This window comes from Cohnella massiliensis, assembly GCF_900169535.1.
GTDB classification, from domain to species: domain Bacteria; phylum Bacillota; class Bacilli; order Paenibacillales; family Paenibacillaceae; genus Cohnella; species Cohnella algarum.
In genome coordinates this window covers 377486-401322 of sequence record NZ_LT821256.1, presented here as the reverse complement: position 1 = coordinate 401322, position 23837 = coordinate 377486, and the positions used below count along the sequence as shown (strand labels likewise).

Here is a 23837-nt window from a genome sequence, read left to right as displayed (position 1 = left end):
TTTCTCTTTTTTTGTCGTTAATTGAGAATGATAATCATTTAAAAAATGATTATTCGATGGGAGGTTGTTCGTTTTCGCATGAGAAAAAGGAACCGAATTTCCGCCGCATGGCTGCCGCTTGCGTGCCTCATGGCGCTGCTTGCTTGGCCGTCTGCGGCCCAGGCTGCCGTAGACATGGCGGATGGCGAGTACACGATCGATTATGTCATCAAGAAGGCGGATGACGACTCGGTATCGATCGCCAACGACTATTTTGAAAAGCCTGCCGGACTCACCGTGAAAAACGGGGAGGCGACGGTCGACATCCGGATGAATCACAGCGCATGGATTACGGAATTCCAGGTGCCGAGCGGCGGTTCCTACATAGACGCCCCGGTCGTGGCCAGCGACAAGGCCGCCGACACGCGCACCGTTCGCTTCGGCGTGGATGGACTGTCCGCCCCGCTGGCGGTGAAGATGCACGTGACGGTCGAATCGATCGATTACGATCACGATTATACGGTGCGGTTCGTGTTCGACACGGCCAGCGCCAAGCTGGTCAAGGCGGCGGAGGCGCCTGCCGGAGCGGCGGAGGAACCGCCGGAGGCGGAGACGCCGTCCGCCGGGCCCGCCGAGACGCCGAAAGCCGAGGCGCCGTCCGCGGCCCCGGGAGCTTCGGCGTCCGCGCCGCCGGCCGGAACGTCGGGCGGCGCGAGCGCCTCCGCGGGCGGAGCTGCGCCGGGCGCGCAGGGCGGGGCCTGGTTCTGATACACAGACGACGCCGTCGACGATCATACGCGCGTGTCTATCATTTGAATGCACTTAATCCAACATAAGATGTACTTGTAAAGAACCTCTTCACCATCATTCTTCCCTTTCTCTATTCTCCGCGCAGAGATTCCCCCCGGGAGAGCAGGGGGGGGAGTGTCGGGGGGGGGGGGGGGGGGCGGGAGGCGGCGGGGGGGGGGGGGGGGGGGGGGCGGCCGCCGCAAGCGGGACGCCGGACGCGAGTCCGGCGGCGTCCGGGGCGGCCGCCAGCCCGGCGGGATCCGGGGCGTCCGCGGCCGAGACGGCGGCGCCGAGCGCGTCCGCCGGCGCCGCGCCTGGCGGCAACGACGCATCCGCGGGCGCTGCCGCTCCATCGGCTTCCGCAGCCGGAGAGGCTGCGGAGAGCGAGCCTTCCGCCGCCCCGGAAGCGGCGGCGGAGGACGCTGCGGCAAGCGCGTCCGCGCAGCCGCAGGAAGGCTTTCTCGCCTCCCCCGCGGAGGAGGAGGCGGATTCGGCAGGCCCCGGAGCGGGCGCGATCGCGCTGCTCGTCGGCCTGCTGGCGACCGCCGCGGCGGCGACGGTTTTTCTGCTGCGCCGAGCGAAGCTTCGCAACCGCGCCGCGGCCGACGCGGCGTCGGAACATACGACTTGACCACGAAAAGGAGATGCGATGTTGAACAGATCTTATTTTAAAGTTATCGCGTTATTGTCGGCCGTCTTTACGCTTTTTGCCGGATTGAACTTCGTTCCGGGCAAAGCTTCCGCCGCAACCGGCGAATCCGCCTCGTCCGCGGTGTATCGGGACGGCACGTACTTGATCGATTACACGGTTTACAAGGTCGAGGACGGCCAAGGCACGGATTCGGCATCCGTAATGGACGGCTACATGGACAAGGCCGCCAAAGCCAAGGTCGAAATCGCCAACGGCGAGACCTGGGTCACGGTCGTACTGACGCAAGCCCACTGGTGGGTGACGCTGGAAGTCGACAACGGCGACCCCAAGGGAGCGGAGGATTACAAATACCCGAAGGTGACGACGGTAAGCGAGGACACGGCGGCCGACAAAAGGACGGTCAAATTTAAGGTCGCCGATCTGGGAGCAAGATCGAAATCCTATGTCCATATAGACGCTACGGATACGATTCCGGGCTATAACAACAAGTACGACATCGAATTCGGTTTCGACACGGCGTCGATTCCGCTCGCGGGGTCCGAAGAGCCGGAACAGCCGGGGGAACCGCAGCAACCGGAACAACCGCAGCAACCGGAACAGCCGGAACAGCCGGAACAACCGGAACAACCGGGTCAACCTGGCGAAGAGCAACCGGAGCAGCCTGCGGAAGAGCCGACGCTTGCGGACGGCAATTATACGATCGATTTTACGGTATTGAAAGCGGAAGAAGACGCGCCATCCACGATGGAGAGGTACTTCCTGGCGCCCAAGCTGCTTACGGTCAAGGACGGCAAGAAGCGGATCGCGATGACGGTGGCGGACAGCTCGGTCGTCAAGGAATTCAAAGTGGCCGCGGACGGCGAAAACTACGCGGAAGCGACGACGCTGAGCGCGGACGAGCACGCCGATACCCGCATCGTCCAGTTCGAAGTCGCGCAGTTGAAAGACATTTTGAAGGCGAAAGTCCATGTCGTGACGTCCTACCTCAACAACGGGGTCCCTACTCCTTACGAAGCGACGTACGACATCCGCTTCGCGTTCGACACCGGCAGCATCAAGCAAGGCCTGGCGAACGGCAAATACAACGTCTCGCTGACGTTGCCGGACAACGCGAAGGAGCATGTCGACGACACGCTCGGCCTGACGGTGGAAGACGCGAAAGGTACGGTAACGTTCAACGTGGCGGAAGGGGCGACCGTTACCAAGCTGCAAAAAACGGGCGTAAGCAGCTTCGTCTATCCGAAGGCGTCCGAAGTCGCGGCGCTTGCATTGACGGCGGCGAAGGCGGTACAGTTCGAGCTTTACGATCTGAGCGCGACGTATACCGCGTTTGTGAAGGTTGACGGGGACGAGACGGAGCGCACGTTCGAATTCGCGCTGGGCGGCGCGGCTCCGGCCGAAGAGGACGGGACCGGCGGCAATGGCGGCGGAACCGGAGGTTACCTGCTGTCCGACGGCAATTATACGATGGATTTTACCGTTTTGAAAAAAGGGACGACGGAAACGTCGGTCATGAACGGCTATGTGGTCACGACCGCCAAGCTGAGAGTCGAAAACAAAGTGAACTACGTAGCGGTTACGCTGAAGCAAAGCAAGGAAATTACCGGGTTCACGGTCAACGGCGTCACGCCGAATACGATCGAATCGAGCAGCGCCGAAAACACGCGCACGGTCGAATTCGAAGTCGCGGATTTGACGGCGATCATCCCGGCATGGGTGAAAATCGATTGGCCGGAATACAACTACCACCACGAATACGACATCGATCTGAAGTTCGGCGCGCCGCGGCTCGTGCCGGTGAAGATCGAAGCCGGACCGGGAGAGGAAGAGACGGAAGAAACCGGCGGCGAAAACGCGGGCTCCGGCACCGAAACCGGCGGCTCCGCGGGCGAGACGGTCCGATTGAGCGATATTCAGTACCATTGGGCAAAAGGCACGATCGAGGAAGCGGTGAAGCTCGGCTTCGTAACCGGCTTTACGGACGGCACGTTCCGTCCGGACGCGCAAGTAAGCCGCGCCGAATTCACGGCGCTGATCGCCCGCGCGCTGAAGCTGGCGAGCGCCGAAAACGGCCTGACCTTCAAAGACCTCGGCAACATTCCGCTGTGGGTCAGACCGTATATCGCGCAAGCGGTCGAAGCGGGTCTCGTCAGCGGCTACCAGGACAACACGTTCCGTTCTTCCAACCCGATCACGCGCACGGAAATCGCGGTCATTCTGATTCGCGCGCTCGGCATCGAGCCGGACGAAACGGCCGAGCTGCCGTTCAAGGACGCGGACCAGGTCCAATCCTGGGCCCGCCCGTACGTCGCCACGGCCTACAAGCTGGGGGTGATCGGCGGCAAGTCGAGCGAGCTGCTCAAGCCGAACGACAACGCTTCGCGCGCGGAGGCGGTCACCTTCATCATGCGCCTGCTGAAGCAGCAATAACGCTTACGCCGCGCGCTCCCGGCGCGCGGCGGTTCGCTGCCGGGACGACGGCGCGCGAAGAGATTCGCGGAGGGTGCCGGCAAAGGGCATCCTTCGTGAGTTTTGACGATTTGGCCGCCTTTGAAGAAGGCCCCCTTTACCCTTTGTCGGATAGGAAAACCTACGTTGGATTTCATCCAATCTACAAAGCTTATTTGGCGAATGAAGCGTTCCAGGATGGATTTTATCCAACGAGAAACGGGGATTCCGGGCAAATCTTTTAAAAAGTCGTCATCTGATTGGACGAAATCCAACGTAGGCGGCGAGATTTACGAAAGTGCGGCTGTTGATTGGACAAAATCCAACGAAGGCTGCGAGGTTAACGAAAGTGCGGCTGTTGACTGGACAAAGTCCGACGCAAGCGAATGTTCGGCCAAACGGCATGTGCCCGGCCAATGACCCGACGATGAAGAAAAGTTCCAACAAGGCGCCGCTTTCGATTGGATCGTCATCCGCGAGGTTTTGCGGGAACGGACGGGGCGGGAACGGCCCGGAAAGCAGGTTGAAAGGAGTTTTGCACCGATGAAAAAACGATGGGGCTTATGGCTGGGCGCGCTGCTGCTCGTCGCCGCGGCCGGATGCTCGGCGTCGGCGAACGAGGGCGTTTCGTCTCCGCCCACGGAGACGGCATCTTCCGCCCAGGCAGGTCCATCCGCTCAGACGGCGGAAACGCACCGCATCGTGGCGACGACCGTCGCGGTCACGCAGATGATGGACGCGCTCGGCATCGAGCTGGTCGGCGTGCCGACGAGCGCGAAGACGCTCCCGGCCCGTTACGACGGCGCGACGAGGGTCGGCAACCCGATGAGCCCGGATATGGAAATCGTCAAATCGCTGAAGCCGACGGAGGTGCTGTCCGTCACGACGCTGCAGTACGATTTGGAGCCCAAGTTCGAAAGCGCCGGCATCGAGGCGGAATTCGTGGATTTGACGAGCCTGGCCTCGATGCAGGAAGCGATTTCGACGATCGGCGGGAAGTACGGCAAGGAAGACGAAGCGAAGGAGCTCGTCGCGAAATACGACGATAAAATCGCCGAAGTTCAGGCGGCGGTAGCCGGCAAGGAGCAGCCGAAGGTGCTGATCCTGATGGGCGTTCCCGGCAGTTATCTGGTGGCGACGGAGCATTCCTACATCGGCGACCTCGTCAAAATGGCCGGCGGCGTCAACGTCGTGCAGGGAGAGACGGTGGAATACCTCGCGTCCAACAGCGAGTATTTGCACCAGTCGAATCCGGACGTCATCTTGCGCGCGGCGCACGGCATGCCGGAAGAGGTCGTGAAGATGTTCGACGAGGAATTCAAGGAAAACGACATCTGGAAACATTTTAACGCGGTCAAAAACGGACGGGTTTACGACCTGGAAGAGGCGCTGTTCGGAACGACCGGAAACCTTGCGGCCGATGAGGCGCTCGACGCGCTCGTAGGGATGCTGTATCCATGACGAAAAAAGTGCTGAGCTTCGTCGTCGTGATCGCGCTGCTGCTTGCCGTCGTCGCATACTCGACCGCGACCGGCAGCATTAAGGTCGGGTTTTGGGAATTGCTTCAGGGGCTTTGGACCGGCACGAACGAGCAGGTCGAAGTCATTCGCGATTTGCGGCTGCCGCGCCTGATCGTCGCCTTGTTCGTCGGCGCGTCGCTCGCGGTGTCCGGCGTGCTGCTGCAGGCGGTCATGCGCAACCCGCTCGCCGACGCGGGCGTCATCGGCATTTCGTCGGGGGCGGGGCTTATCTCGCTGCTGTTTGTCACGATTTTTCCGGCGCTGTTTTTTTGGCTGCCGTTTTTTGCGTTTCTCGGCGGGGCGTTCGCTTTCTTCCTCGTCTACTCGCTTTCGTGGAAGTCGGGCTTAAGCCCGATCCGGATCGTGCTGGTCGGCATCGCCATCAACGCGACCTTCACCGGGCTTGGGCAGTCGTTCAACTATCGGGGGAGCTACGCGGTGACGAGCGTCAACCAGGCGACGACCTCGATTTTCACGCTGAAAACGTGGACGGACGTGCAGACGATGCTGATTTACGGCACGGCCGGCCTTGCGCTGGCGATGCTGCTGTCGTCCTGGTGCAATCTGCTCGCGATGCAGGACAAAACCGCCCGCAATCTGGGGCTTCCCGTCAACCGCGCGCGTTTGCTCGTGTCCATCGTCGCCGTCCTGCTTGCCGCCGTGGCGACCGCGATCGGGGGGCTGATCGCTTTTGTCGGGCTGCTCGTTCCGCATATCGCGCGGTTTCTGGTCGGTTCGGATCACCGCATTCTGATCCCGTTTTCGGCTTTGGCCGGGGCGCTGCTCATTTTGACGGCGGATACGCTGGGCAGGACGATTCTGGCGCCGACCGAAATTCCGGCCTCGATCATGATGACCGTCATCGGCGGGCCTTTCCTTATCTTCCTGCTGAGAAGGAGCGCGCGAGTCCATGGAAATTGACAACGTTACGTTTTCGTACGACAAAAAGACGAATCAGTTAAAAGGAGTTTCCGGCCTCGTCGAGAGCGGGAAAATCACGACGATCATCGGCCCGAACGGCTGCGGCAAGTCGACCTTGCTCGGCGTCATGTCGGGCAATCATGCGCCGGGCGGCGGCCGGGCGGTGCTGGACGGCAAAGCGATTCACCAGTACAAGCCGAAGGAGCTGGCGCGCAAGCTTGCGGTCGTCCACCAGCAGAACGACGCGCCCTCGGACCTGACGGTGGAGCGCCTCGTCGCCTTCGGCCGCATGCCGCACCGGACGATGCTCGGAGGAGACCGCGAGGAGGACGAGTGGGCGGTCGAGTGGGCGCTCGGCTGCACGAATCTGGCGGGCAAGCGGAACCTCGCGATCGACCGGCTGTCCGGCGGGGAGCGGCAGCGGGTTTGGATCGCGATGGCGCTTGCGCAGAAGACGCCGATTCTTTTTCTCGACGAGCCGACGACTTATCTCGATATCTACTACCAGCTCGAAATTCTTGAGTTCATCAAGCGGCTGAACGAGGAGCACGGCCTTACGATCGCGATGGTGCTGCACGACATCAACCAGGCGATCCGCTACAGCGACCGGATCATCGCAATGAAGGCCGGAACGGTCGCGGCGGCGGGGACGCCCGAGGAAGTCGTGACGGAGCGCGCCATTCGCGACATTTACGGAGTCGAGGCCGTCGTCCGGCGGGAGCCGGGGGCGGGGCTGCATGTCGTTTTGACGGGGATCGTGAAAAACAGCGCCGCAGCCGTTGCTTACTAGACACGATAGACACGAAAGGGACTGCCCGGGGTCAATGATGACTCTTTGGACAGTCCCTTACTTCCTGAACTGGTGTAAGCAGGATTACCCGCGCTATTATCCAAATAATTCCCTCTGTAAAATAAGGCGAAAATTCCTCTTCAATAAAGACAGCAAATCCCTCTGCCCGGAATAAGATGCCGAGAATCAGAAGAGGTTTTCGAATTCCGCTTTTTTCATGACCTTCCCCTCCTGTTCGCCATTATTATACATGGATTGAATCAACAGCTTCGTTCGACGATTCCCAGACACGATTCATTCCCCCAATTGACAAATCCATAGTTTCCCCATATGATTTACTTGACTGACTAGTCAATCGAGAGGTGGGGTACGTATTTCGGACCATAGAGACAACGAGGTTCCGAACGACTTGGGGCGCAAGGAACTTCTGATGTCGATCGCGGTGGAGCGATTTGCCAAGTACGGGTACAGGCAGACGAAAATCTCGGACATCGTCGGACAGGCGGGGGTGGCGCAGGGGACGTTTTATTGGTATTTCAAGAGCAAGGAAGCCGTGGCGTTGGAAATCATCGCCTCCGGCAAGGAGCGGCTGCTGCAGGTCATCGGGCAAGGCTACCGCAAGCAGGTCGGCTCCGTGCAGGATATGGTGCAGTCCTCGCAAATGCTTTTGGGCGGATTGTTCGAATTTGCTCGCGAGAATCGCTATTTAATGGAAATGCTACTAACGGGAAGCGGCGGGGACGAAACGATTCGCAAGGCGACGCACGAGACGCGGGTGGCGATGGAGGAGGCTTTCCGGCGCAATATGCGCAGGGCGATCGAACTGAAAATGCTTCCCGAGTCGATGAACGTCGAGGTGCGCTCCGCGCTGCTGATGAGCCTGATCGAAGGCGTCGTCTCGCGGTGGCTGTTCGGTCCGGTTCACCCCGAGGGGAATTTGACGGAGCGAACGGCGGAGGAGCTGGCCGCGGAGACGGCGCGATTCGAGTTTTTCGGGCTTCTCGGCGTGTGATTTACAGGAACCGAGCGTTTTTCGTTTTACACAACATGGAGGGAACCGACATGATCGAAGTAAGCTGGACGGACAATCACTACGTTGTAAAAGACGGGGAAGGCGTCGAATGGGGAACGGAAGCTTCGACTTCCTGGACGCCGATCGTGCTGCTCGAGTGCTCGCTTGCGCTTTGCGTGGCCAAGTCGCTTAACATGGCCATGGAGCGCGACGGCGTCGAGGCGGATCGGTTTGTCGTCACTCTTCATTCCGCGAAAGCGGGCTCGGGGGCCTCGCGGCTCGAGAGGTTTGACCTGAGCGTCGAGCTTCCCAACCTGTTCGAGTCCGGCTATAAGGAAAAGCTCGTTCGGCACGCTTCGCAAATATGCACGATCGGCAACACGCTGAAGCGGGGCAGCGAGCTGAGTTACGAAGCGGAATAACGGGCCCCGACGGGGCTAACATGACCATCCAAAGGAGAGTGTGTTCGATGACGCAGTCTCAAATGACGGCATCGAATCCGGCAGGCAATGCCGGCGTGGAGGATTATTCGATTACAGCGGTGCCGGGCGACAAGCGCAAATCGTTTTTAAATATTTCCGTGACCAGCTGCGCGTGGATCATCTCGTTGTCGACGATGTTCGCGGGAGGATCGCTGGCGGCCGGCTTGAGCTTCGGACAAGCCGTTCTCGCCGGCGTGTTCGGCATGCTGATTCTTGCGATTTATGGATTTTTCCAAGGCTGGATGGGCGCGAAATACGGCGTATCGACGACCGTGCTGGCCAGGCAGGCGTTCGGACGTTGGGGTGCGGGGATTTTCGGCCTTCTTCTCTCGATTACGATGGGCGTCGGCTGGTTCGGCTGGCAGATCGCGTTTTTCGGGTTGACAATCGAGCAGATGTTCCCCGGACAATGGTTCGCCGATCAGACGGTTGCGATGATTTGGGGCGGCATTTTGATGATCGCGACCGCGTTTATCGGCTATCGCGGGCTTGCGGCGGTCAGCTTTATCGCGGTTCCGCTAATTTTCATCTTGTCGATTTGGGGCTTTGTCGCGGCGGTCAATCATGCCGGAAGCTTTGAAGCTTTGCTGAGTTCCGTTCCGGTGGGCGAGCCGATGACGTTGTTCGCGGGCATTACGCTCGTGGTCGGCAACGCGGCGCTCGGCGCGGTCGTGTTCCCGGACGTTTCCCGTTACGGCAAAACGCCGCTTGGCGGCGGCATGGGCGTGTCCACGGGGTACTTTCTAGGCGGGCTGTTCTGCATCGTGGCCGGAGCGGCCATGACGTTCGCGGCGCAAGTGCCGAGCCTGGGCGCAACCGCGAACATTCCGGCGGCGATGGCGCAAATCGGCCTCGGGTTTTTCGCTTTTTTGATCCTCGTGTTTGCGCAATGGACGACGAACGACAGCAATTTGTACACCGGCGCGCTGGGGCTGCGGAACGTCATCAAGCTGCCGAAATTCATTCTGGTCCTCGTGATGGGGGCGCTGGGCATCGCGATCGCGGTAACGGGCATCCAGGATAAATTCGTGCCGTTTCTTAATTTTCTCGGGACGTACGTGCCGCCGATCGCGGGCGTCATGATCGCCGACCATTGGATCGTCGGTCCGTATATCCGCAAGCAAGAGTACCGTTTCGGTCCCGGCGCCGAGTATGACAAGCTTAACGTGGCGGCCATTGCGGTCGTGATTTTGGCGGGCTTTGCGGCTTCCAGGCTGACGTTCGGCATCGGCCCGGTCAATGCGATCGTGCTGTCGCTTGCCGGGTATATCGTGATCGCTTATTTGCTGAATCTATTGAAAATTCCTTATGCGTTCGGACGGAGCCGCGAAGATCAAACGGGGTTCTGACGGACGCGCGGATGGAGGCTGCTCACCCATGAATTCTGCATCGGAACATCCGTCATGGATGCTTGGCATTGATGTCGGAGGTACGTTTACCGATTTGGTCGCCCTGGACGGCGACGGAAACCTTACGTCTACCAAAACGCCTTCGACTCCCGATCCTTCCGAGGGCGTCATGAACGGCATCGCCAAGCTCGGCGAGCGGTTCGGGCTGCCGCTGCGCGAGTTCCTCGCGCGCTGCTCCCTGATCGTTCACGGCACGACGGTAGCGACGAATACGATTTTGGAATACAACGGGGCCAAAGTCGGCTTGATCACGACCGAGGGCTTCCGCGACGAGATCGAGTTCCGGCGGGCCTATAAGGAAAGCGTCTTTTCGCCGCGGCTCCCGGCTCCGCACCCGATCGTGCCGCGCAGGCTGCGCATCGGCGTGCCGGAGCGGCTGGACGCGAAGGGAAATGTGATTCAGCCGCTGGACGAGGAAGCGGTCCGGCAGGCGGCGCGCTTCTTCGCGCAAGAAGGAGTAGAGGCCGTTGCGGTCTGCTTCCTGTTCAGCTTCATCAATCCGGAGCATGAGAAGCGAGTTCGGGACCTTTTGCGGGAAGAGGCGCCGCAGCTGTTCGTCTCGCTGTCGAGCGAGGTGCTGCCGCAAATCCGGGAATTCGAACGCGTCAGCACGACGGTCGTGAACGCCTATACGGGACCTGCGCTGCAGCGGTATCTGGAGCGCTTGGAGCGGACGCTCGGCCAGGAAGGCTTCGGCGGCGAACTGTACGTCATGCAGTCCAACGGCGGCGTGCAAAATATCGTACAAAGCGGCAAGCTGGCGGCCGGCTGCCTGCTTTCCGGTCCGGCAGGCGGGGTGACCGCCGCTTCCTTCCTCGGCGAGCGGATCGGCTATTCGGATCTGATCACCGTCGACATGGGCGGGACGAGCTACGACGTATCGGTCATCGAGCAGCTGCAGCCGACGCTTACGACGGAAAGCTGGATCAGCCGGTACCGCGTCGCGCTGCCGATGCTCGACATTCACACGGTCGGCGCGGGCGGCGGCAGCATCGCCTGGGTCGACAACGGCGGCCTGCTGCAGGTCGGCCCCCGGAGCGCGGGATCGTACCCCGGCCCGGCATGCTACGGGCGCGGCGGGAAGGAACCGACCGTCACCGACGCGAATCTGGTGCTCGGTTACTTGAATCCCGACCGGTTTCTCGGCGGGGAAATGAAGCTGGACAAGGAAGCGTCCGTCGAGGCGATCCGCACCCGCATTGCGGAGCCGCTCGGCATTTCCGTGATGGAAGCGGCGATCGCCATTTCCGAGATCGTCAACAACAACATGTCCAATGCGATCCGTTTCGTGACGACGCAGCGCGGACACGATCCCCGGCGGTTCGCGCTGCTCGCCGCGGGCGGGGCCGGCGCCATTCACGCCGGGCGGCAGGCCGAGGATCTCGGCATCGAGACCGTGATCGTGCCGAAGTTCGCGCCCGTGCTGTGCGCGCTCGGCGACGTGTCCGCGCACCTGAAGGTGACCGAGCTGCGCACCCGGTTCGAACGCGCGGACCGCGTCGACCTGGAGGCGATCAACGCCGAGTTCGACGAGATGGAGAAGTCCGCGCGGGAGAAGCTCGGCGGCGGCGCGGCGGCGCGGCAGTTCGAGGCGCGGCGGTTCGTGGACATGCGCTACGAAGGCGAAGTGCATGAAGTGACGCTGCCGATCCGCACGCGGACGCGGCGGGTGACGGCGCTCAACATGGAGGCGACGGTCTCGCAATTCCACGATTGGCACGAGCGGCTGTACGCGCACAAAAATCCGGGCCAGCCGGTCGAAATTTTGAACTTGCGCCTCGATCTGATCGGCGTGCGGGACCGGATCCCGCTGCGGGAATCGCCGTTCGACGAGGAGAACCCGGCGGCGGCGCAAACGGGAACCCGCAAAGTGCATTTCGGCCCCGAAGCGGTCGACGCCGCCATCTATAACGGAGATCTGCTGAATCCGGGCAACATGATCGTGGGTCCCGCCGTCATCGAGCAGTGGGGCACGACGATCGTCGTTTATCCGGGCCACGAAGCGCTGATCGACGCCTTGGGCAACTGCATGATCGAGGTCCGGAGGGAAAGAGAGGGTGCTGCGGTATGACGGAGACGTCGGCTAACCGGATCGAGCGGCAAATCATCTATGGCAAGCTGGCGGCTCTGAACATGCACGCGGGCGAGCGCCTGCAGCGGATTTCCCGTTCTCCGCTCATTGCGGAAAACCGGATGTTCGCCGCGGCCGTGCTGACCCCGGGACTCGAGCTGGCGCATCAAATCCAGTTCGAGCCCGAGCACTTGTACGCTTTGCGCGCCTCGGTGCGGCATGCGTTCGATGTGTTTGCTTACGACATCGCCGAAGGGGATGTCATCGTTACGGCCGACCCTTACGGCGGCGGCACGAAAGGACAGGCTCTGACGATGGCGGTGCCGGTGTTCGTGGACGGGGAACTGACGATGTTCCCCGCGATTCGGGCGCAGCTCGCCGATCTCGGAGGCGAAATTCCCGGCGGGTACAATCCCGTCGCTTTTGAACTCTGGCAGGAAAGCGTGCGGATCACGCCGGTCAAGCTGTTCGCGGGCGGCAAGCTGCAGCGCGACGTGTTCCGGTTTTTGACGTCGAACAGCCGGACGCCGGACTGGCTCGGCGCCGATCTGGAGGCGATGCACTCCTGCTGCCGCGAGGCGCAGCGGTCCCTTCTGGAATTGATCAAGCAATACGGCGACGGGAAAGTCCGGCAATCGGTCGCTTCCATGATCGCCTACACGAACGCGGAAGCGCTGCGGGCGCTGCCCGGCAAAGGGGCGTCGCACGAGGGCAGGGCCGAATGGACGTTCGAGGAAGCGCAGGGAACGGTTCGCGTACATGGCAAACGGGAAGGGGGACGGTTCGTGTTCGATTTTGCCGGCAGCTCCGAGCAAGGGGACAACCCCTTCAACTGCACGGCGGAAACGGCGAAAGCATGCGCGGTGGCGGCGGCGCTGGCGGACCGGCTGGACGAGTTGCCGCTCAACGACGGCCTGCTCGAGGCGTTCCGGTTCGAGATGCCCGCGGGCTCGGTCGTGGCGCCGGAATTTCCGGCGGCGACGGCGCTTGGCGGCAGCGTGACCGGACATGCCGTCGCCGCCGCGGTGACGGACGCGCTGGGAGGCGGCGGCAAACGGGCGCAGGACCGCGGCGGCAACGCCGATGCGGCCTACCCGGCCGTACATGGCAACGGCCCGTGGGCCATGCTGTACGCGCCGATCGGTTCGCCGAAGGTCGTTCCGCTTCGCGTCGACCCCGGCTTTCCGTCTTCGCCGGGCGGCTGGGGGCCGTCCGGACTTTACGGGTCGGGACGGCTTGCCTCGGCGGAGGAGATGGAAACCGGGTACGGCTTTCGGCTGGAGCGGAGGGAGCGGACGGACGACCGCGGCGGCGGCATGGACGTGCGGCTGCGGATTCTGGAGGGCGAGTGGGAGTTCAAGGTGTTCTCGCCCGACAAGAGCGCGCTGACGGTTCGCGCCGCAACCGAATCCGACGGCTCGCGCCCGCAAGTGCTGAAATCCGGAGATTTGCTGGAATTCCGTTATGCCGGGCCGAATACATCAGGGAAAAACGGAGGCGAGGCCGATGGCGCGTGAGACGAACAAACGCATTTTATCGCAGGTCGTAGGCGGGACGCTCGATTCGGTCGCCCAGGAGATGAGCGCGGTCGTCACCCGGACAGCCAGGTCGCCGCTTTTTAACGAAGCGCACGATTTTACGACCGGCATTTTCGACCTGCCCGGGAGCACGTCCCGGCTGGTCGCCCAGGCGCCCGGCTGCACGCTGCACTTGTATGCCGTTGTCAGCGCGGTCGACCGGTTGATGGAGGCTTTCCGTTACGACTTGCACCCGGGCGACGTGCTGCTCGTCAACGATCCGTATTACGGCGGCTCGCACAGCCTGGACTGGACGATCGTGACGCCCGTGTTTTACGGCCGGAAGCCGATGCTGCTTCCCGCGGTCCGCAGCCACATGGGCGACAACGGCGGGCCGGTGGCGGGCGGCTACAATCCGCGTTCCCGCGACATTTGGCAGGACGGGCTGCGCATTCCGCCGGTCAAGCTGTACGAACGCGGGGAAAAACGCAAGGACGTGTTCGAGCTCATTCTCGGCAACAACCGGCTGGCCCACTGGCTGGAGGGCGACTTGAACGCGATGATCGGCGCCTGCCAGGTGGCGGCGGACCGCGTGCAGCAGCTGCTCGACCGCTACGGCGGCGAGGCGGTGGCCGAGGCGATCGACGACCGCATCGCCTACACCGAACGGCGGGTGCGCGAGGAGATCGCGAGTTGGCCGGACGGCACGTATACGGCGGAGACGTTTGCCGATCATGATTTTCAAGGCAACCGCGACATCCGGGTCCGGGCGACGGTGACCGTGTCGGGCAGCGACCTGGCGATCGACTTTACGGGTTCGTCCCCGCAGGCGGAGGGCTTTGTCAACAGCCCGCTTTCCAATACGACGTCGTTTGCGTTCGTCGGCATTTCCACCTGCTGCGACGAGGACATTCCGATCAACGAAGGGTATATGAATCCGGTGACCGTAACGGCGCCGCCCGGCACGGTCGTCAACCCGCTGCCGCCGGCTCCGTGCGGCCATGCGACCGCCTGCGTGGGCGCGGAAATCGCGGAGGCGGTGCTGCTCGCCCTGTCGCAATGCGCGCCGACGCGGGTCGGGGTGAACGCGCACAAGCTGCCGCTCGCCTACTCGCACGGACAGTACGAGGACGGCCGCCCGTGGGTCAACCTCAACTTTTTCGGCTACACGGGCGGCGCGGGCGCGGCTTACGGCACGGACGGCTGGGGACTGTATCCGCCGGTCATGACCGGGGTCATTCTGCCGTCGATCGAAATGACCGAGCTGCAATATCCGTGCCGGGTGCTCAAGCACGAGTACGCGGCGGATTACACCGGCGCGGGCAAATGGCGGGGCGCGCCCGGGCTTGAAGTGCGGATCCAGCACCTGGCCGAAAGCCGCACGAGCGTCATGATGGCCGGCGTCCGCAACACGACGAAGGGCTTCTGCGGCGGCGGCGACGGTCCGTCCAACGCGGTGATCGTGGACGACGGCCGGCCGGGCGCGAAGTCGGTGCCGGAGACGGAATTCGACCTGCCGATGGCGCCGGGCGGCATTCTGACGTTCCACCGCTCGGGCGGGGGCGGCTGGGGCCATCCGTACGAGCGCGAAGCCTCGCGCGTGCTGGACGATGTGCTGAACGGCTACGTGACGCCGGAGGCAGCGTTGCGCGATTACGGCGTCGTCGTGAAGCCGGCCGGAGCGGGCTACGTGCTGGACGAGGAGGCGACGGCGGCAAGGCGGGAGGAAATGCGTCGGGCCGTGACGCAGTAAAAAGAAAAACGAATCGCCGGCTGGCGCGACGGATGTCGCGGCCTGCCGGCGATTTTTCTTCGAATCGGAAGTCGGCTCGCCTCCCGATCCGATCCAACTGAGTCGCGGCTACACATGTTGACCGGCCATACGCTTAAAGCCGCACGCAGTTGGGTAACGACGACTCATCTCGCCGCCTCCGCACGCCTATTAACGATCCGGTTGAGTCGTGGCTACTCATTTTAACCCGCCATTCGCATTAAGCCGCACGCACTTGAGTCCATATGACTCATCTCGCCGCCGCCGTACTCCCACTAACGATCCGGTTGAGTCGAGGCTGCTCATCTTAACCCGCCAAACGCATGCTTGCCCGGTCGATGGCCATCGACTTTGCCGGGGAAAATTTTCTTGTCCTTCAGTAACCAATATTGCAGTGGATTTAATCCAACGAGGATGCGGAAATGTCGGGCGGAATCTCTGAAAAAGCCTCTCCTGATTGGACAAAATCTGACAAAATCCAACCAAGCTGGCGAGTTTCGCGAAAAAGCCGGTTTTGATTGGATAAAATCCAGCGAGGCCAAGCGCGTTGGTTGCTGCCCGAAGCTCTCGGACTGGGGTTACGGCGGCGGACGGAAGCGACCAAAGAAAAGCCGAACCCGCGAAGGCCCGCAAGGCGCTTTCTTATAAGGCGAGGGCAATGGTCGTACGAACGGCGGTTGCTTCTCGCCGACAATAATAATCTTTCTCATTGATTACCGACTCCTCCCGAGGTATGATGAGAGCAAAGAAAGGCGCGGGAGGGTTCGCATGTCCACGGATATCGATTTTTCGTTGGTGAAGCGCTATTTTCATATTTCGCTCGAGGGGATGGAGCACCCGCTTGTCGAGGTGGAAGGAACGGATCTGCTTGACGGCGGGAAGCTGCTTCCGGTGCTGGAAAGCGGCGGCAGGCTCGTTCGGGCGACGGGCTTGGAGCTGCCGGTATCGTTTGCGGGAATGACGCTGTGCAACTTGTGCGCCGTCTCGCTGATTTTCATCGTTCAGCACAATCGGATGCCGGACTTGTCTTTGTCTAATTTAACGTTCCAATTGGAGTCTCACGGGGACCATGCCCACCTCGGGTTCAAAATAAAAGAAGCCCGGTACAAGGATGTGCCCGACAAGCCGGGTCCGGAGCGCGAAGCGTTCATCATGCGGGAGTGGGAACCATTCATTCGCGAGTCCGTCGCGCCTGCGATCGAGACGATCGCGGGATGCGCGGGATTGAAGCCCGAGCTTGTATGGGGACAATTCGGCGCGCACATGCTCCGGGTGAAGGGCATGATCGCGGAGATGGAAAAAGGGGAAGAAGCGCTGGCGAGGCTTGAGCACGACTACCGGGTTTTGACCGAAACGGTGCCGGCCGACTGGTTCAACCGCCGCCGCAATCCGTTCCCGCATCGGCCGCGCTTCGTGGAAAGCCCCTACCGTCCGGGGGAGCAGTGGATGATTCGTTCCGCCTGCTGCATGTATTACTGCCGCGAGGGGGGCGAGAAGTGCTTTAACTGCCCGCGCCTGACGCCGGACGAGCGGGAAGCGATGCGGGAGTCGATTATGGCAAAAAGCGTGTGAAAAAGAGGCTGCCCTCCCAGACGTTATGGGCCGGCAGCACCCCATCTCGTTCAAGCGAAATAGCGGTCTCCCGGGGCCGCTATTTACCCAAATCACACGATTTTTCGGGAATAACGGCCTTCAGCGACCGTTAATTCGGGTGGCGGGCCGTTTTCGGCGTCGCTCAAGCGAAATAACGGCCTCCGGCGACCGCTAATTCGGCTGGCGGGCCGTCTCCGGCCCCGTTCAAACGAAACCAGTTTCAAAGCGGGTGGCGCCCGCGAGGCATCGCGATACGAAGCGTGACGGCAGTGGCGGCACGGTTGCTTCAAGGGGAGCGAACCGGGATCGGGCAGCGCCTATCGCGCGTTGCGACAGGCGCGTGCCGGGCGCCGGCGAGCATGATCCGTCAGAGCAATCCCGCGTAACGCAAGCCGCCCGCAATGCCGCCCTTGTCCACGTCGGACGTGACGTAGTCCGCAAACGGCTTCAGCTGTTCGTGGGCGTTGCCCATCGCGATGCCGAGGCCGACGTACGACAGCATCTCTTTGTCGTTCAGGCCGTCGCCGAAGGCGACCGCTTCTTCCTTGGCGATGCCGAGATGCGCGAGCAGCTGCTCGATGCCGAGCGCCTTGGAGCCGCCGACGGGCAGCACGTCGAGCGCCGAAGGATGCCAGCGGACGAGCCGCAGCTCGGACAACAGCGGTTCATAAAGGTGCTCTTCGTGCGACTCGCAATGCAGGAACACCTGGAAAATGTCGTCCGATTCCCAGAACGAGGGGTTGTAGCCCGGCAGCTCGACTTTAAGCGAGTTGACCGACTCCAGCATGTGCGGATGGTCTTCCGTATTGGCAAAATAGCCTTCGCTGCCCTCGAATACGAGCGGATGCCCGTGTGCCTCGGCCAGCGAAACCAGCTGTTTCAAGGCCTCGCGTTGAATCGAATGCTTGTAAATGGGGGCGCCTTCATGCACGACGTAGGCGCCGTTCAAGCTGACGAAAGTGCGGATGCCGAGCTGCTCGGCGATCGATTGGAAAAAGTAAGGCGCGCGTCCCGTCGCGATCGCCGTAACGACTCCCTTTTCCCGCAGCGCGCGGACGGCTTGGACCGCGTCTAACGGGATTTTCTTTTCCTCGTCTACCAGGGTGCCGTCGATATCGAAAAATACGATTTTATATGCCAAGGCCGTTATCTCCTATCCTGTTTGTCTCTTTTTATCCCTCCTATCATAAAGCCCGGGACGCGGAGCTGGCAACCCTTCGGGCGCCCCTGCTCTCTACGGAATTTCCGGAACCTTAATCTCTGCAGCCTCAACCTCCGGCTCCTCGCCGTCGTTCGCCGGAAGCGCGGCCTTCATCTGCTGCCGGACGAGCTTGCGGTAGAGCGGATGTCCGCTCAGCAGTTGTTCGTGCGTGCCGCTGCCGGTCACGGTTCCGCGTTCGAGCACGAGAATTTGATCGGCTTCGAAAACGGTGGACAGGCGGTGCGCGATGACGAGCGTCGTGCGGTCTTTTTTCAAATTTTGCAGCGCGTGCTGCACGAGCGCTTCCGATTCGCTGTCCAGGTTCGACGTCGCTTCGTCCAGCAGCAGCAGCCGGGGGTTGCGCAGCAGCGCCCGCGCGATGGCGATGCGCTGGCGCTGACCGCCGGACAGCCGGACGCCGCGTTCGCCCACTTCGGTGTCGAAGCCCTGCGGCAGCTTGGCGACGAACTCCGCCGCATTGGCCAGTTCGGCCGCCTCCGCCAGCTCCCGGTCGGAAATCGGGCGTTCGATGCCGTAACAAATATTTTCCCGGATCGTGCCGGACATGAGCGGGCTGTCCTGGGAAACGTAGCCGATTTCGCAGCGCCATTGCGGCAAGGAGATGGCCGAGATGTCCGTATCCCCGAGCCGGATTTGGCCGTCCGTCGGCAGGTAAAACCTTTCAATCAGCGAGAAGACCGTCGTTTTGCCCGCGCCGCTCGGGCCGACGAAAGCGACGGTTTGCCCCGGGAAAACGGTAAAGCGGACGTTCGTTAAAATTTTTTTGTCCGCATCGTAGCCGAAGGAGACGTCTTCGAAAACGAGGGGACGGGAAAAATCCGGTTTGACCCCGTGTTCCGTTAACGCGGCGGTCGAACCGCCGGGAGATCCCGAGCGATGCCGCGAAAGTATTTCGCCCGAATCGGCCGCCGCGACGGCGGGAAGCGGGGCGTGGCGCCCGGATGCATTCCGGTCGCGGGTCCGATCCTCGGGCGACGGAACGCGGCCGTCGCCGGATGCGTCCGAATCGGAAGCGCCGCCCTCCAGTCCCGACGCCCGCTCTCCCGCCGTATTCAGCAACTCCTGGATGCGCTCGCTGGCGCCCATCGCCTTCTGAAAGGCGGTGAAGAAGGACGCCATCATCGTAAACGGCGTTATGATCTGGAACAAGTAGATCAGAATCGCGACGAGCGTTCCCGCCAGCAGGTCGCCGGATGCGACCCGGGCGCCGCCGTAGCCGATGATGACGACGAAGACGATCAGAATGACGGTCGTCATGACCGGGGCGACGACGGCTTGCACGACCGCTTCCTTCAAGCCGAAGCGCAGCAGGTTGTCGATTTGGAGGCCGCCGCGTTTGCGTTCCGGAGCTTGGGCGTTCGACGCCTTGACGAGCCGGATTTCGCTGAGCACGCGGCCGAGATTCGCGCTGAAGCCGGCCATTTCGTCCTGCGCCTGCAGGGAGATGCGGTAGATTTTTCTGCCGAACGGCACGAGGACAAGCATGGAAAGAGGAATGGCGGAAAGCAGAATGACGGTCATGCGCCAGTCCATGACGAACAGCAGGATCACGGCGCCCGCGATGGAGACGATGCCGGAGACGAACGTGCCGAGATGGCTGGCGACGAGCGTCTTGATCGCGCTCGTGTCCTGCGTGATCCGGCTCATCAGCTCGCCGGACTCGTGCTTGTCGTAATAGGCGACCGGCAATTCCAGCGCGTGGCCCCACAGGCGCCTGCGAATGCCCGCGACGATTCGCTCGCCGGTTGCGTTCAGCAAGTAGTGGGCGACGCCTCCCGCCAGCGCCTGCATGACGAAGGCGGCGACCAGTCCCGCGATCAGGGCCGCGCTGAACCCGATGTCGGCAAAGCGATTGATGAAGTCGCGCGCAAACAGCGGGACGACCAATCCGGCGGCCGCTTCGAGCAAGCTGAGCGCGGCGGCGAACACGAGAATTTTTTTGGCGGGCTTTCCGATTTTCAGCAGTGAAATGAAGTTGCGCCAGGCCGTCGCCGAAACGGCCGGCCGCTCCGACGGCGCGGTTTTTTCATCGGAAGCGTGCGATTGTTCCGGCGACATCTTTTTTACCGGCATGGCGTCGGGCTGCTCCTGCAAGGCGGCTTTTCCCCCTGCTGCGGATGGCTGCTCATACATCGGTCTTTTCCCCCTTTTGCTGCTGCGCGTAGCATTCGAACACTTGCTGGAGCTTTTCTTCTTCCTCGCGGGTAAACGGGGAGACGTGGGCGTCCGGGACATGATCCAGCGCTTCCGCATCAATATCGAGGTCCTCGAGCCTGAACCCCGGACCGAATATTTCCGCAACCTGCTCCATCAACTGCGCGACATGAGACTGCAACCGCGGATGCCCGGGCTCGTACAGCGGCAGGTCGCGCTTCAACGCTTGCATGATGTCGACGGACCGCTTCGTCAGCTCCAGCTCCCGGGTTCGCATGACTTCCGTCAACGTCTCGACGGTCGGTTCCGGGAAATGCTGCGCGAGCCAGCGCAGGTGCTCCTTTTCCTTCAGCACGCTATGAATGAGGAAGCTGATCAACTGGGTATCGAGCTCTCCGTCCTCCATGACGGACAAGCTGTAGTCGATCGCCTTTTGCATTTGGGCGAGCTGATCTTGCTTGCGCCGGATCGCCTCTTTTTGCAGCGCAAGCGATTCTTTCAGGCTTGCCGGACGCTGGGGCAAAGCGGCGCGGATTTCATCCAGCGAAAACTCCAGATACTTCAAAGCGATGATGTGCTGAAGCGGAATCAGATCGCTTTCGTCATAAAAGCGGCGTCCGGAATCGCTGATATGGCTTGGCGCGAGCAGGCCGATCTGGTCGTAGTAGCGAAGCGTCCGCTGGCTGACGCCGGTAAGCTTGGCGAATTCGCCGATGGACATGTAACGGGTCATAGGCTGTTCCCTCCCATTCCCATTGTAGAACTTGACGTTACGTTAGAAGCAACCCTTTTTCCATAAAAAAAGGTTCCGCTAAAGGGAACCCGGGAACGGCGCTTGCCGAAAAAGACACACCCCGACGCTCGGCGATCGGCGGGGGAACTCCAACGGTCCGCGAATAACGGACATGCGAGCCTTTCGTTTCAAACGCATTAACCTTTGACTGCCCCGATAAGGGCGCCTTTCACGAAGTACTTCTGCAAAAACGGATAAATAAACAGCAAGGGCAAGGTGGCGATAACGATCGTGGCGTATTTGATCGTTTCGCCGATTTTTCGCGCTTCCCCGACTCCCGCTCCGAACGAGATGTTGTCCGTCGCGTCGTTGATCAAAATTTCGCGCAGGACGAGTTGCAGCGGATACAGCGTTCGATCCTGAATAAACACGGAAGGGATAAACCACATGTTCCATTTGTCTACCGCCGTATAAAGGACGATAACGCTAATGACCGGCATGGACAGAGGAACGACGATTTTGAGCAGCGTGGTCAGGTGATTGGCGCCGTCGATCTGCGCCGACTCCTCGAGCTCGGGAGGCAGCGATAAAAAAGCGGTGCGCACGATGATCAGATGGAACGTTTTGATGGCAAAAGGGAGGAGCAGCGCCCACAAGGTGTTCATCATGCCCAAGCCCTTGACGACGAGATAAAACGGAATGAGCCCAGCGTTGAAAAACATCGTGACGACGATAAATATCGTCAGAAATTTGTTCCATAGCACGTTCCGGCGCGAAAGCACGTAGGCCGCCAATACCGTCAGGGAGACGTTGAGAACGATGCCGCCGGCAACGATCGTTAACGTATTCCGGTAGCCCGTCCAAAGCGCAGGGTTGCTCGGCTTCTCAGGACAAGCCTGCCCAAGGCTTTTTCTCCGTACCGTTTCCATCCTGTCCTCTCGGCGCAAAACTCCCGCGCCCACCTTGCCAGCGACGCTCCGATGGTTTGCGCCTGAAGGACGAATTCGCTTTTCGTTTCGTCCCCGGGGGCAAGCGAAGCGAACGGCAGTACCGCCTCTCTGCCGGAAATCGCCAAGCTGGCCTGAAGATTGTCCAGCAGCGGCTCGGCGATCGCGGCGTCCCCGAGTCGCACGCAGACCGCTTCCAGAATCGTTCCGGCTTCGCGGACAATGTCTTTGGCCCGATACGTTCCCGCCGGCAGCTCCCATTCCGGCAAACTCCGGGCGGCTTCGGAGGGCCCCGTCCATGGCTCGGTCGCGATTCGCGAGCCCAGGCCCAAGCTTCCGCCGCCCATTTGGATTCGGTATTCCAACTATACAGCCCCCTTTGCATCGCTTTGGCTTAGTATAAAAGGAATCGGAACGGTTGAGAAGTGCGCACTTTTTTGTATGGAGGTGTCGATACGGTGGGATAGTTTCAAAACGGTAACGGCCTGCGGGAGCCGCGACGCATATCAAAAAAGCTCCCGCAAGTCCGCAAGCGGAAAACGGGAGCCGATCTTCTAGGTCCGAAATCGGGAAACGCCTTCGCGCACGGCCAAGGCGTGAAACGAGGAAATTTTCCGGATGCGGTTTTCGCGGAGTTGCTCGTTCATCGTCCAGAGGGCGTCGTCTCCGTACAGTTGAATCAGGGCGCGCTTCGCCGCCTCGCAGGCGGTTTTTTCCTCGTTCAGCAGGTAAAAGCAAATCCGGTAGCAGTGCGTCTCGAGCGTTTTGAGCGCTTCCCGCTTTTCGAAAGGGCTCACCCCGGCGTTCCCTCCTTTCCCCAGGCGGCATCGAGAAGTTTGGCCGTCTCCTCGAATCGCGCCTCCGGCGTTTCCGTCCCCATGACGACGGTGATATAGCGCTCGCCGCCGCGAAGGAAGGAGCCCGTGAAGCAATAGCCGGCGCTTTCCGTATAGCCCGTCTTCAACCCGTCGTTGCCGGCCGTGCCGAAACGCTGCCCCGGGAGCATTTCGTTGGTCGTCTGCAGCCGGACCGTTTCCCCCGCGTTCTCGCCCGGTCCCGGCGCGGCGGACTCCGTCGTAAACCGGACGATCTCCGGAAAGCTCGTGATCAAATGCCTGGCCAGCAGCGCGACATCCTTGGCCGTCATGACCGTATCCTTGGCGGACGAAGCCTCCGCAAACGCCAGCAAGTCCTGGCGGGACAGTCCCGTCGCGTTTCCGAATGCGGTTTTTTTGGACAGGCCGATTTCGCGGGCTTTGGCGTTCATCCGTTCGACGAATTCGGCTTCGCTGCCCGCCGACCGCTCGGCCAGCGCCACGGCGGCGTCGTTGGCGGAATGAACCGTCATCGCGGCGAACAACTCCTCTACCGTATAGGATTGCCCGGCTTTCAGCCTCATTTCGGCGCCGGGGACGTTCGCGGCGTAGTCGCTGGCTTCGACGGCGTCCTCCCACCGGAGGCGTCCTTCCCGAACATCCTCCAGAATGAGCAGCTCGGTCATCATTTTCGACATGCTGGCGGGCGGCAGCGCCTTGTCCCCGTTGCCGGCATACAGCCACTCGCCGGTATCCGCGTTCAGCATGACGACCGCTTTGGCCTGAAACTCCGGCCACTCGGCCTCGGCCTGGCCGAGCCAATCGTTTCCTTTTATCGTCAACGTCGCCACGAGCGCAATGAAGGCAACCAATAACAGCCGTTTCATCATGTATTCCCCCTGAATTTCGCTAAGGAACATTGTAGGGGGAGAAGTTTAAAGGAACCGAAGCAAAATCGTAATTTTTTCTTAAGATTGGTTTAAAAATCCGATTCGGAGGAGAAACGGACACG

General features: G+C 61.4%; 20 protein-coding genes. 13 read left to right on the top strand and 7 right to left on the bottom strand.

Translation table 11 applies throughout. From position 1 onward, the window contains the following. Positions 1-78: 78 nt before the first annotated feature. The 13 genes from isdC (at position 79) to B7E11_RS06390 (ending at position 16933) form a co-directional block, all read left to right on the top strand. A complete protein-coding gene (isdC, locus tag B7E11_RS06450) occupies positions 79-747 on the top strand; it encodes a heme uptake protein IsdC (RefSeq protein ID WP_176220627.1) in 669 nt (222 codons plus the stop codon). A 673-nt stretch (positions 748-1420) separates the two neighbouring features. Further along, entirely contained in the window at positions 1421-3850 is a 2430-nt protein-coding gene (locus tag B7E11_RS06445) for an NEAT domain-containing protein (protein ID WP_176220626.1), read from the top strand. A 165-nt stretch (positions 3851-4015) separates the two neighbouring features. Beyond that, positions 4016-4288, top strand: a complete 273-nt coding sequence (locus tag B7E11_RS06440; protein WP_080832765.1) for a hypothetical protein — start codon at positions 4016-4018, stop codon at positions 4286-4288. Positions 4289-4411: 123 nt separating this feature from the next. Next, positions 4412-5329 carry a heme ABC transporter substrate-binding protein IsdE gene (gene isdE, locus B7E11_RS06435; protein WP_080832764.1) on the top strand — a complete coding sequence of 306 codons (918 nt, stop codon included), beginning with the start codon at positions 4412-4414 and terminating at the stop codon, positions 5327-5329. Further along, the gene (locus B7E11_RS06430) at positions 5326-6309 is read left to right on the top strand and encodes a FecCD family ABC transporter permease (RefSeq protein ID WP_080832763.1); all 984 of its coding nucleotides are present in this window, start codon (positions 5326-5328) and stop codon (positions 6307-6309) included. The genes isdE and B7E11_RS06430 overlap by 4 nt, the downstream gene beginning before the upstream one ends. Further along, positions 6299-7099, top strand: coding sequence for an ABC transporter ATP-binding protein (locus tag B7E11_RS06425; RefSeq protein ID WP_080832762.1), 801 nt, complete (start codon positions 6299-6301; stop codon positions 7097-7099). The genes B7E11_RS06430 and B7E11_RS06425 overlap by 11 nt, the downstream gene beginning before the upstream one ends. Positions 7100-7529: 430 nt before the next feature. Next, a complete protein-coding gene (locus tag B7E11_RS06420) occupies positions 7530-8111 on the top strand; it encodes a TetR/AcrR family transcriptional regulator (RefSeq protein WP_080832823.1) in 582 nt (193 codons plus the stop codon). 50 nt (positions 8112-8161) lie between these two features. Then, a complete protein-coding gene (locus tag B7E11_RS06415; protein WP_176220625.1) occupies positions 8162-8533 on the top strand; it encodes an OsmC family protein in 372 nt (123 codons plus the stop codon). 47 nt (positions 8534-8580) lie between these two features. Further along, the gene (locus B7E11_RS06410; protein WP_245809637.1) at positions 8581-9942 is read left to right on the top strand and encodes a cytosine permease; all 1362 of its coding nucleotides are present in this window, start codon (positions 8581-8583) and stop codon (positions 9940-9942) included. 28 nt (positions 9943-9970) lie between these two features. Then, on the top strand, positions 9971-12073 hold the full coding sequence (locus B7E11_RS06405; protein WP_080832760.1) for a hydantoinase/oxoprolinase family protein: 2103 nt from the start codon (positions 9971-9973) through the stop codon (positions 12071-12073). Continuing rightward, positions 12070-13590: a hydantoinase B/oxoprolinase family protein gene (locus B7E11_RS06400; protein ID WP_080832759.1), complete on the top strand. Its 1521-nt coding sequence runs from the start codon at positions 12070-12072 to the stop codon at positions 13588-13590. Before B7E11_RS06405 ends, B7E11_RS06400 begins: the two co-directional genes overlap by 4 nt. Then, positions 13580-15343, top strand: coding sequence for a hydantoinase B/oxoprolinase family protein (locus tag B7E11_RS06395; protein WP_080832758.1), 1764 nt, complete (start codon positions 13580-13582; stop codon positions 15341-15343). The genes B7E11_RS06400 and B7E11_RS06395 overlap by 11 nt, the downstream gene beginning before the upstream one ends. Before the next feature lie 786 nt (positions 15344-16129). Beyond that, positions 16130-16933, top strand: a complete 804-nt coding sequence (locus B7E11_RS06390) for a hypothetical protein (protein WP_080832757.1) — start codon at positions 16130-16132, stop codon at positions 16931-16933. Positions 16934-17321: 388 nt separating this feature from the next. Here the strand turns inward: B7E11_RS06390 and B7E11_RS06385 are convergent, their stop codons facing one another. The 7 genes from B7E11_RS06385 to B7E11_RS06360 form a co-directional block, all read right to left on the bottom strand. Continuing rightward, positions 17322-18095 carry a Cof-type HAD-IIB family hydrolase gene (locus B7E11_RS06385; RefSeq protein ID WP_080832756.1) on the bottom strand — a complete coding sequence of 258 codons (774 nt, stop codon included), beginning with the start codon at positions 18093-18095 and terminating at the stop codon, positions 17322-17324. Positions 18096-18188: 93 nt separating this feature from the next. Beyond that, positions 18189-20309, bottom strand: a complete 2121-nt coding sequence (locus B7E11_RS06380; protein ID WP_245809636.1) for an ABC transporter ATP-binding protein — start codon at positions 20307-20309, stop codon at positions 18189-18191. Next, a complete protein-coding gene (locus B7E11_RS06375; RefSeq protein ID WP_080832755.1) occupies positions 20302-21063 on the bottom strand; it encodes a MerR family transcriptional regulator in 762 nt (253 codons plus the stop codon). The genes B7E11_RS06380 and B7E11_RS06375 overlap by 8 nt, the downstream gene beginning before the upstream one ends. A 197-nt stretch (positions 21064-21260) precedes the next feature. Then, a complete protein-coding gene (locus tag B7E11_RS06370) occupies positions 21261-21992 on the bottom strand; it encodes a carbohydrate ABC transporter permease (protein ID WP_080832754.1) in 732 nt (243 codons plus the stop codon). Continuing rightward, the gene (locus tag B7E11_RS28810; RefSeq protein WP_139787090.1) at positions 21902-22375 is read right to left on the bottom strand and encodes a hypothetical protein; all 474 of its coding nucleotides are present in this window, start codon (positions 22373-22375) and stop codon (positions 21902-21904) included. The genes B7E11_RS06370 and B7E11_RS28810 overlap by 91 nt, the downstream gene beginning before the upstream one ends. Before the next feature lie 189 nt (positions 22376-22564). Continuing rightward, positions 22565-22807, bottom strand: coding sequence for a hypothetical protein (locus B7E11_RS06365; protein WP_080832753.1), 243 nt, complete (start codon positions 22805-22807; stop codon positions 22565-22567). Next, positions 22804-23712, bottom strand: coding sequence for a D-alanyl-D-alanine carboxypeptidase family protein (locus B7E11_RS06360; protein ID WP_080832752.1), 909 nt, complete (start codon positions 23710-23712; stop codon positions 22804-22806). The genes B7E11_RS06365 and B7E11_RS06360 overlap by 4 nt, the downstream gene beginning before the upstream one ends. Positions 23713-23837: the final 125 nt, after the last annotated feature.

Coding starts and splice junctions, on each gene's coding strand:
- B7E11_RS06395 (WP_080832758.1), top strand. CDS start 13,580: ATGGCGCGTGAGACGAACAAACGCATTTTATCGCAGGTCGTAGGCGGG.
- B7E11_RS06410 (WP_245809637.1), top strand. CDS start 8,581: ATGACGCAGTCTCAAATGACGGCATCGAATCCGGCAGGCAATGCCGGC.
- B7E11_RS06415 (WP_176220625.1), top strand. CDS start 8,162: ATGATCGAAGTAAGCTGGACGGACAATCACTACGTTGTAAAAGACGGG.
- B7E11_RS06380 (WP_245809636.1), bottom strand. CDS start 20,309: ATGTATGAGCAGCCATCCGCAGCAGGGGGAAAAGCCGCCTTGCAGGAG.
- B7E11_RS06375 (WP_080832755.1), bottom strand. CDS start 21,063: ATGACCCGTTACATGTCCATCGGCGAATTCGCCAAGCTTACCGGCGTC.
- B7E11_RS06360 (WP_080832752.1), bottom strand. CDS start 23,712: ATGAAACGGCTGTTATTGGTTGCCTTCATTGCGCTCGTGGCGACGTTG.
- B7E11_RS06430 (WP_080832763.1), top strand. CDS start 5,326: ATGACGAAAAAAGTGCTGAGCTTCGTCGTCGTGATCGCGCTGCTGCTT.
- B7E11_RS06405 (WP_080832760.1), top strand. CDS start 9,971: ATGAATTCTGCATCGGAACATCCGTCATGGATGCTTGGCATTGATGTC.
- B7E11_RS06425 (WP_080832762.1), top strand. CDS start 6,299: ATGGAAATTGACAACGTTACGTTTTCGTACGACAAAAAGACGAATCAG.
- isdE (WP_080832764.1), top strand. CDS start 4,412: ATGAAAAAACGATGGGGCTTATGGCTGGGCGCGCTGCTGCTCGTCGCC.
- B7E11_RS06420 (WP_080832823.1), top strand. CDS start 7,530: ATGTCGATCGCGGTGGAGCGATTTGCCAAGTACGGGTACAGGCAGACG.
- B7E11_RS06390 (WP_080832757.1), top strand. CDS start 16,130: ATGTCCACGGATATCGATTTTTCGTTGGTGAAGCGCTATTTTCATATT.
- B7E11_RS06400 (WP_080832759.1), top strand. CDS start 12,070: ATGACGGAGACGTCGGCTAACCGGATCGAGCGGCAAATCATCTATGGC.
- isdC (WP_176220627.1), top strand. CDS start 79: ATGAGAAAAAGGAACCGAATTTCCGCCGCATGGCTGCCGCTTGCGTGC.
- B7E11_RS06370 (WP_080832754.1), bottom strand. CDS start 21,992: ATGGAAACGGTACGGAGAAAAAGCCTTGGGCAGGCTTGTCCTGAGAAG.